The organism is Prosthecobacter sp. (assembly GCF_029946185.1).
Lineage (GTDB): Bacteria > Verrucomicrobiota > Verrucomicrobiia > Verrucomicrobiales > Verrucomicrobiaceae > Prosthecobacter.
The window spans coordinates 1-9,271 of sequence record NZ_JAQSEA010000003.1 but is presented as its reverse complement, the minus strand read 5'-3'; the positions used below and the strand labels follow the sequence as shown (position 1 = coordinate 9,271).

Here is a 9,271-nt window from a genome sequence, read left to right as displayed (position 1 = left end):
AAGCCGCCTTCGATGACGACTTTTGATGCCTTATCCTCCGGCCAGGGTGCGCCCAGCTTGATCCATTTTTCCAGCACGGCTATCTCAGAATCAGGCAGCTTTTCCTTGGGCGGCATCTGGAAGTCCGCATTGCCGTAATGGATCGCCTCGACCATCGCCGACTTTTCCGGCTGGCCGGGAACGAGCGCCGGGCCGGTGTCTCCGCCGGTCTTCAGATAGCCGATATTGTCCACGCGCAGGCCGCCCTTCTGCTTGGTCTGGCTGTGGCAGTCGTAGCAGCGTTTCACCAAGATCGGTCGCACCTCGTTTTCGAAGAACTTCATCGCCGAACGCGCTGCATCCTCGTCTGCAGCAAACGACACTCCGGCGGCGTGGCAGGTGAGAAGGAAAAGGAAGGCTGGAAGGCGTGACTGTGTCATGTCGATAGTAAAAGGCTCGGAAAGTACGCTTTTAGACACAAAATTGGCAAATTTCCCGCCTATTTCATTGTCTCAGGTCACGGCAGTAGCCTGCGTTCGGCCGGTGAAAGCTGCTGTTTGTAGCAAATTTATCAAGGCAGCGCCTTCACCAAGGCCGCCGCAATAGCCGCCATACCTTTGTCGCCAGGATGATTCGCCACGCCCGCGTGTTTGTAGGGCCGCTCCGAGCGCGCGTAGTTCGTTTCGTCTTTGCTCAGGCTGCTAATGTTGACGTAAATGCCACCCACTGCAGCGCAAGCTTGCTGCAGCACTTCGTCTTTCGCTGCATTTGCCCAAAAACAACTGCGCACAAGAATCGTGGGCTTCCTCTCGCCTTTCAGGGCGCTCAGCAAGGCGGTCACGCTGGTCTGCAACTTCGTCTTGTTCTCGGCAGTCTTCAGACCCGGCACGTTCTCGCCGATGGCGAGGATGATCAGGTCGGCTTTAAACTCGATAGCTTCCTTCATTTTGGCTGCGATGTCGTAGCCTGCATAAGCACGCTCAAAGTCAGCGATGTTCTTCACCATCACCTCGGGTGCAGCGCCCGCTTTTTCCGTCAGCGCTTTGGTGACGAGGTGCACATAGTCGTTCGCCTCGGCACTCGCCGCCATGCCCCAGTTTCCCGACCAGTCGATGTCAGCCTTTGGGCCATGCTTGGTGATGCTGTTGCCGAGGAAGAGCACCTTGCTTTGCGCAGATGCGTGAACGGTGGCGCAAACGAAGACGAGGGTGAGAAGGAGGCAATGGTAGTTCATAAAAATGAATATTAAAAAAGTGATTACTGAGCAGGCTGGTGCATCACCCAGTCCCAGCGATCTCCCGCCTGCTTGAGCAGAGGAGCGAGATCTTGCTCGCTAAGGAGCCGCTGACTGATGAGCTTTTGCAGAACCTCTTTGACCTGGGACAGATAGACTTCGCGGGATGCATATCGTTCTGCCAGCGCTGGACGAGGATCATGCAAGGCTTCGCGTTGTTCACGCGTGGCAGCCAATGGAACCCAGGCACCGCGCAGCAGAACAGGCTCATGCGGTGATCCCATTGACGCCGGTCGAAACACCCATCCAGTCGCCGTGCCCAGAGGCACTGCCACATCCGGCATCCGGATGCCAGCGATGTCATTGCCGTCCGCATCCACCTGCGGCACCAGCAGTGGCAATTCTGCGCCTTCACCGGCACCATCAGCCCACTGCGGATTGCGCACGCGGCCACCCGCTTTCAGCAGTCTCGGATCCTCCATGCCGGGGATGGTGGGAAACCGCACCTCCGCGACCGGAACGAGGGTTCCGTCCGCCATTTTTGGATACACACTCGGCGGCGGAGCGATGCCCTCCGTCACCCAGCGATGCATCGCCAGTCGCAGCGCGGTGAGCACAGCACTGGCATTCACTGGATTGGCCAGCGGCGCGCCAGTGGCCTGCGAGGTTGGTGGGAAGCCCGCTGCACCATGCTGCGTGCCCGAGAAGAAATAAGAGCGCACATTTTCCGGGAAGGCGATGTCCTTGGTCCCGTCCGGCGTCGTGTGTGTCAGCGCTGCCACGCGGCCCGCGCCCCAATATTCAGCGGCGGTGTTCGTGTAGAAAATCTTGGGCGGATGTTTCACCCGTGCGTTTTCCAAAATCCCTTCCGCATTGCCGCTGACAGGATCAGCCTGCGCCGTGTCTGCAAAAGGATACGAGGCCGTGTAGAAGCCCGCCACAGCGCGTGGGGTTGACCAGCGCTGGTTCAGCACCAGACGACCTGCTCCAGCCACATGCGCCATCACACCATCCAGCGTCTGGCGGTCCTGCTCGTCTGTGTTGAAACCGAGATAAACAAAGTCGCGCAAAAAACGTCCGCACTGCGAGGAGCCAAACGCATACGCATGTTTGATTGGTGCCAATGAGCCTGCATCATGCTTCAGCCAGGCCACGGCATCGCGAATGGCCGCATAGCCGAGCCCGGCCAGTGGCGGTGCTTCTGCCAGGTAGAATATTTCATAGGTTTTCCCTGGCTCAAACCCACCCTCCAGATGGAGGCGGTTGCCCTTCAGGCTCCACGATTTTCGCGGAACCTCAGTCCCCCCGGGATAGGCCATGTGCGACCTCACGAACAACCGGCTCTCAGGGCCGTCCACATCCACAGCCGGGTAAGGCGTCAGATCTGTGAGCGTTTGTTCATCCGCAGATTTGTCCGGCGTGAAGGTGGCGCTAACCACGCCACGAATCACACTGCCATCCTTGTTCTTCGCCGAGGGCACCTGGATGCTCATTTTGCCGTGCTGCGCAGGCACATCAAACTCCCAGCCGACGTTCAGCACGGTGAAGCCATTCTTCACGATCCAATCGCTCACGCCCGCTCTGCCGCCTCGATTCGGAATCTCCACCCAAGCCACGCCATTGCCCTGAGCTGCGCCCTTTGGCCTCAAGAGACTCATGTCCGAAGAAAAGCTGACCTTGCCTGCCTCATTAAGCGGAGCCAGCCCCACATCAGCAATGACTGCATTTCCGGGCAAGGATGGGTCAATTTCGAAATGCAGTCGTCCGACGATCTGCTCATAGCCAGTCGCACCGACGTCCGAACGCCCCGACACCTCCACTCGCACCACGGCGGCGCGGGTGGCACAGGCAGCTAACAGGAAAAGGAAAAGTCGTGGAAGCAAAGACATCGTTTTGATACAGCACCGATTTCGTGCTTTTGTCAGCAACATCATCTCACGATCGTGGGGGGTATTTGCAAAAAGTCACGCGAGCCCCACATGCTTCAGCGCCTCAATGGGCGGCCCTTCGAAGCTGCCGGAGGGCATGTTGCCAACGTAGCCGATGGCCTTCATGCCTTCGGGTGTGGTGTAGTAACCACCAGCCGTGAGATCACGGAAGCGTTTGAAGAACGACACGTGTTTTTTATATTCGGGCTGTGGTTTGGCAGCAGCGAGATCACTGCACAGAGTGATTTGCTGTTCGAGCGCGAGATCGGCAAAAGCTTTGCTGAAACGTCGGATTGCTTCCTCATCGATCCATTTCAAACCTTCGAGAATGAGAAGACGATCACCGGCCTGGGCCGGATAGGGCGAACTGATCCATTCGTCGATGAAGTCCGGAACCCCGAGAGCCGAGGCGCTGGGGGAAGTTTCATCCGCAGGCATGATGACATCGCACAGGGCGCTCGCCGTGCGGCGCTGGGGCTCCGTCAGAGTGAGCGGCCAGACATCGCCGGGCTTGTAAACCTTAACCATGACAGGATCAGTCCCGTAGCCCTGAGCTTTGATGGGAGTGGTGTCAGCCGCGAAGAGATTCGGATCCCGCACGGCCATGGTAGCCGTGGCGGTGAGCATCCATTGCAGCGCCTTGCGGCGGTCCATGCGTGGGAGGTCGTCGGGTGTGCTCATCAGATGTTTCCTTTTTTCAATTCGTCCATCAGGTGGTCAGCCATGCGCCATGCCAGCGCCATGATCGTGAGCGTGGGGTTCTTGTCCGCAGTGCTGGCAAAGGGGGCACCATCGGCGAGGAAGAGATTCTTCACATCCCAGGTCTGGCTCCACGGGTTTGTCACTGAGGATTCGCGCTCAGCGCCCATGATCGCACCCCCGACCTCATGGATCACTTCGCCACCACGCCTGATCAGCTTGGCCGGATCCGCATCGGCCTTCGCCGCCACCTTGCCACCCATGGCTTCGAGCAATTCGCGGATGTGCTGCTGCTGATGGCGCACCTGATTGAGTTCAAAGTCCGTCCACTTCCAATGGAAGCGCAACACGGGAATGCCCCATTGATCCTTCAACTCGGGATCCAGCTCGCAGAAGGAGCCCTCATTGGGCAGCATCGTACCCTGCGCGCCGAAGCCCAAATTGCTGCCATAGTAGCGCCGAGCTTCTTGTTTGAGCTTCGCTCCAAACAAGACTCCCTCGTGGCCCAGACGGCTCTCGATGCCATTCAGGACCGTCAGTGCTGGCATCTGCCGGCCGCTGGTGAACTCAAGATGATATCCGCCAGGGAATCCCAGCTCGCCTTTGCCATTCTTCGCATGCCGCGTCCACGGCACGTAGGCGTGCGGACCACCGGCCCCGTCTTCATTATGGATCGGCATTCCCTCAAAGGCTGGAATGTACGCGCTGAGACTGCTCGACACCGAATCCGTGACGTATTTGCCCACCTTGCCGCTGGAATTCGCCAGCCCCTGCGGGAAGGCATTGGACTTCGAGTTCAGCAGCAGTCGCACCGACTCCTGCGAGCTCGCCGCGAGCACCACGGCACGGCCTTTGGCATGCCTTTCGCTGCCGTCCACCTTGTTGATGAAAGTGATGCCCGTGGCCCGGCCCTGTTTGTCCAGCGTGACCTCACGCGCCATCGCATTCGGCAGGATGTCGAGGTTTCCCGTGGCCAGCGCAGGCCGCAGATGCACCGTCTGCGAATCGTAGTTTGCCCGGATGGCGCAACCGCGATGACAGTCCGTCGCCCAAAAGCAGGGTGACCGTGTACGCATGGAGTCCGCCAGGATGCTCTGCGCCTTCGCATTGCCCGGATGCAGCTTGGCTGGCAGCGTCTCTGCATCCTGCGGTACCGTCAGCACCGCACGGTGAATCGAGGTCACATGCGCGCCGACCTTTTTTCCATGCTTCTGTGCATAGAGTTCTCCCACGCGCAGTTTCGGTGCTGGTTGCAACACGCCCGGGGATGAATTCGGTGAGTTTTCCAACCCTTCGTTCGTGCCAAAGACACCGATCAGCATCTCCACCTTGTCATAGTAAGGCGCGATGTCATCATAGCCGATGGGCCAGTCGAAACCGAGATCAAAGCGAGTACGCGGTTTAAAATCATACGGCCCGTTGCGCAGCGTGATGCGCCCCCAGTGATTGGTGCGCCCACCCATCATCCGCTGCCGCCACCAGCGAAACTGATCTACCGGGTCCTTGCTCGCATTCGTGTAAGGCTCACCGGGAATGTCCCAGCCACTGTTGATCGAGCAGTCATGGAAGCCGTATTGCTTGTCCGGCGTCTTCTCACCTCGCAGCGGCGCCTGACTCGGCAGTTGCAGCATCGCCACCTCGGATTGCACATCAAACGCACGCCCCGCTTCCAAAATGAGGACTTTCAAGCCCTCCATCGTCAGCGTGTAGGCAGTCTGTCCGCCCCCTGCGCCCGAACCAACGATGACCACGTCATATGAATCCTGAAGTTTGTCGGCGGTGATGATGGGCATAGGGTGGAGTCCGAATGGAAAACGAAACGGGAGAATTTCAAACCTCTTCCAGCATCATCTTCGCATCCCCAAAAACCTTCGGATACTGGTCCATCTTGTCCATCATCGACATGAACAGGCGGCACATCTGGCGTTCGGGCCTGTCTTTGTAATCAAGTGCGCGCCCGCCTTGAAGTCTGCCACCAGCGCCACCGAGGATAATGACGGGAAGCTGGTCGTTGTCATGCCTGGCACCAGCCATCATGCTGGAACAGTGCATGAGCATGGTGTTGTCCAACAGCGTGCGCGAGCCTTCCTGGATGGCATCGAGCTTCCGTGCAAGGTAGGCAAGCTGCTCCATAAAGAACTGGTTCACTTTCAGCCAGTCCGCGCCGTCGCTATGGGAAAGGAGGTGGTGGATCATGTAGTCGATTCCATGGCCCGCCTGCTGCACGCTCGGCAGGTTCGGGAAACGCAGGGCGCTGTGGTCGTTGTTGAGCTTCAGCGTGGTGATGCGCGTGGTGTCCGTCTGAAAACCGAGTACGAGAAGATCCATCATGAGCCGCATGTGCTCGCCGATGTCCTGTGGGATCCCATCGGCGGGGCGTTGGATGTGCGGCTTTTCCAGCGTGGGCCGCCAGCCCTGCAGTTCGCCGCGTTTGCCGGCGTTTTCGATGCGTTTCTCCACGTCGCGCACGGAGTCGAGGTACTCGTCGAGCTTGCGCTGATCATTATTGCTGATGCCCCGGCGCAAATCCTGCGCATCCACCAGCACCGCATCCAGCACACTCTTGTCAGCCGGTGAGGCCTCATCCTTGAACAGGCGATCAAAGGCCAGTGCTGGGTATAGCTCCAGTGGGGTCGGCGTCGTCGGCGAACTCCACGAGATGTGTGAGCTGTAGAGCATCGAGTAGTTTTTATGTACCGATGGATTCGATTTCTCGCATGCAAGCACAAGGCTGGGCACCTTGGTGCTGCGGCCATAGGTTTGCGCGAGCACCTGATCGAAGCTCGTGCCTGAACGAATCTCGCCGCCTGAGGCAATCGGCGCGCCCGAAAGCATGTTGCCCGTCTGCGAGGAATGGATGTTCCCCTTCCGCGCTTCTTCGTGATACAAGCCACGCACGAACAGCATCTTTTCACGGAACTCATGCAGAGGCTGCAACACCTGGCCCAGTTCCATCGCCTTGCCCTCGCCTTTGGCCCACCATTCCTTGGAATGGAAGCCGTTGCCGGAAAACGTCACGCACAAGCGCACTGGCGCCTCGCTCGCAGGCTTGTCACGTTTCGGCTCATCGCCCCAGACATTGCAGGATTCCAGCCACGGCAGGGCCATGGAGACGCCGGTTCCGTGCAGGAAGGCGCGACGTGAATAACGGTGAGTGCTCATAAAAATGAATCAGTGTTGGGCGATGGCGTCTTTCCCGCGCACCTCGCGAAACTGCGGGCTGCGGACGATGAGATCAATCAGGGTGCCGATGCGGTGGTCGCTGCGAATCATCGACTCGATCAGGGGCCGGTCGGAGAGCTGCACGCTGCGGCCAAGAGCGAAGCCGAGCAGTTTGCGGCTGAACTGGCGCAGAAAATCATCGCCACGTTTGTTGAGCAGGTAATCACGCAGGTCGTTGAGTCCATCGACAGGTGTACCGTCTGGCATGACGGTCTTCGTATCGGCTTTGCGCGCACGACCAATGGCATCAAAGCCTTCCAGCGCGAAGCCATAGGGATCAATGCGACGATGACAGCCCGAGCAGTTTTCATCGCGGCTATGGCGCTCAATCAACTGCCTCTCGCTGAGGTCTACGGGAGCTTCTTCGGGCAAAACGGGCACGCCTTTCGGAGGGGTGGGCAGTTTGTCACCGAGGATGACTTCGCTAAGCCAGGTGCCACGCAGGATGGCGCTGGTGCGTGAAGCACCGGATTGTTTGGAAAGCGTGGCGGCAAAGCCGAGAATGCCGCCCCGACCTTGAGAGCGCAGGCCGTCGATGCGCTGCCAGCCATCGCCGTTCAAATCGAGCGCGTAGTGTTGCGCTAGGTTTGCATTTACGAAAGTATGATCCGCATCCAGCAGCGAGAGCACGCTGCGGTCGTTTTGAAAAAGATCGACGAAGAAGCGAACCACCTCCTCCTGCATGTCTCCTCGCAAAGAGGTGAAGGTGGGGAAATGGCGCTCGTTCTTTTCATCCAGCGTCTCGACGTCCCGCACATGCAGCCACTGGCAGCCGAACTCGGTGGCGAGACGTCGGATTCTATCGTCCTTCAGCATGCGGCGGGCCTGTGCGCCTAGCACTGCGGGATCGCGCAATTTTCCAGCAGCCGCGAGCTGGTGAAGACCAGCATCCGGCATCGATGACCAGAGGAAGTAACTCAGGCGTGTGGCGATCTCCCAGTCGTTCACCGGCGTGGCCTGGATGCCGGGCGCTGCCTTTTCTCCACGATAGAGAAATGCCGGTGCCACGAGCACACGGGCAATCAGCATGCGTACCGCTGCGACATGCGGCAACTCCTGCTTGCGAAGCTTTTGATACAAGGAAGTCAATTCGTTCTGCTCCTTATCACTGAGCGGGCGGCGCCACGCTTGCGCAGCAAGGTCGAACACAGCCTGCACATGCTTGGGCTCAGCGGCGAGTTGCTGCTGCTTGAACAATTCCGCATCACGGCGGATCGGCTCGCGCAGCGGCTCGAAGGCACTGGGATCAGCATCCTGAGTAGCGAACTGCCAGAGCTGCTCAAAGACATCGACCTGTTTCAAAGGTGCTTCACTAATGAAACGCAGCTCGTCCCACAAGCGGTCGATTTCGGCAATCTGGTCTTTGTTAAGCATCAACCTCTTCAACTCATCATCTTCGCGATAGAACAACCTGAGCGTCACGACTTCATCCGCAGGCACGATCTTGGTGTAACAGAGCGCAGCGGGAAACAGTGCACGGAATTCAGCGATCTGGGCGGTGAGTTGTTTCCGCATCTCGCTGTCGTCTCCGACGAGGATGGGGGCATCAAAGCTAAGCGGCTTCTCGCCATCGGACCATTTGCCTTTTTTGCCCGGTTTATTGACCGTGACCTTGCTGGCAACAAGTACAGACGGAGCAGCGGAATTCGTGGTCAGCACACGCACTTGCACGGCCCCCTGGGAATCGGGATGCAGGCGGGCACTGATGACAAACTCGGCATCTTTGCCAATTTCAGCGGGCAGGCTCACTTCATTCCCATTGATCGTGATGGGACGGTCTGGCAGGCCCGGCGTGATGAGCCGGGCGTTTTCCCAGATGGCGCTGGCCTGACCTATGGCGAATGACGTCAAGTAGAGCTTCGTCACACCAGCAGCGGGCAGCTTGACACGCAGCTCCTCGCTGGCGGTCAGCGGCAGCACCGGCACCTGCCAGGACTTCGGCCCGTTGAGTTTGCCGATGTGCCCGATGGTGCTGAAGCGCCACAGCGCCCGCTGCCATTGCGTGATGGTTTCAGCCATCTGTGCCGCTGGTGCTCCCGCACGCCATTGCTGGCGCACGATGTCGAAGATGACATTAGGCTCTGTTCCTTTCAGCGCTGCGCGAAGTTTGCCGAGGTATTTGGGATTCAGCTTCGCAGCCATTTGATCATCTCGCGTCGCCGCGAGGTATTGCTCCCAGGGCAGGACTCCACTTTCGCCGGTATCCAGA

7 protein-coding genes are annotated in these 9,271 nt (G+C 58.8%); all 7 read right to left on the bottom strand.

The window, feature by feature from the left end; genetic code table 11:
* Positions 1-419 (bottom strand): c-type cytochrome domain-containing protein (locus tag PSV43_RS00130; protein ID WP_300192457.1); only part of this gene is annotated, 419 nt, incomplete at its 3' end.
* Positions 420-550: 131 nt separating this feature from the next.
* A complete protein-coding gene (locus tag PSV43_RS00125) occupies positions 551-1,213 on the bottom strand; it encodes an SGNH/GDSL hydrolase family protein (RefSeq protein WP_300192455.1) in 663 nt (220 codons plus the stop codon).
* A 23-nt stretch (positions 1,214-1,236) separates the two neighbouring features.
* Positions 1,237-3,102, bottom strand: a complete 1,866-nt coding sequence (locus PSV43_RS00120; RefSeq protein ID WP_300192453.1) for an alpha/beta hydrolase domain-containing protein — start codon at positions 3,100-3,102, stop codon at positions 1,237-1,239.
* A gap of 75 nt (positions 3,103-3,177) precedes the next feature.
* The gene (locus PSV43_RS00115) at positions 3,178-3,822 is read right to left on the bottom strand and encodes a gluconate 2-dehydrogenase subunit 3 family protein (RefSeq protein ID WP_300192452.1); all 645 of its coding nucleotides are present in this window, start codon (positions 3,820-3,822) and stop codon (positions 3,178-3,180) included.
* Positions 3,822-5,633, bottom strand: a complete 1,812-nt coding sequence (locus tag PSV43_RS00110; RefSeq protein ID WP_300192450.1) for a GMC family oxidoreductase — start codon at positions 5,631-5,633, stop codon at positions 3,822-3,824. The genes PSV43_RS00115 and PSV43_RS00110 overlap by 1 nt, the downstream gene beginning before the upstream one ends.
* A 37-nt stretch (positions 5,634-5,670) precedes the next feature.
* Positions 5,671-7,002: a DUF1552 domain-containing protein gene (locus tag PSV43_RS00105; protein WP_300192448.1), complete on the bottom strand. Its 1,332-nt coding sequence runs from the start codon at positions 7,000-7,002 to the stop codon at positions 5,671-5,673.
* A gap of 9 nt (positions 7,003-7,011) precedes the next feature.
* A partial coding sequence (locus PSV43_RS00100; protein WP_300192446.1) for a DUF1592 domain-containing protein occupies positions 7,012-9,271 on the bottom strand: 2,260 nt, incomplete at its 5' end.

What these genes read in the sequence shown, in the direction of transcription:
- PSV43_RS00125 (WP_300192455.1), bottom strand. Translation starts at nt 1,213, where the DNA reads ATGAACTACCATTGCCTCCTTCTCACCCTCGTCTTCGTTTGCGCCACC.
- PSV43_RS00120 (WP_300192453.1), bottom strand. Translation starts at nt 3,102, where the DNA reads ATGTCTTTGCTTCCACGACTTTTCCTTTTCCTGTTAGCTGCCTGTGCC.
- PSV43_RS00115 (WP_300192452.1), bottom strand. Translation starts at nt 3,822, where the DNA reads ATGAGCACACCCGACGACCTCCCACGCATGGACCGCCGCAAGGCGCTG.
- PSV43_RS00110 (WP_300192450.1), bottom strand. Translation starts at nt 5,633, where the DNA reads ATGCCCATCATCACCGCCGACAAACTTCAGGATTCATATGACGTGGTC.
- PSV43_RS00105 (WP_300192448.1), bottom strand. Translation starts at nt 7,002, where the DNA reads ATGAGCACTCACCGTTATTCACGTCGCGCCTTCCTGCACGGAACCGGC.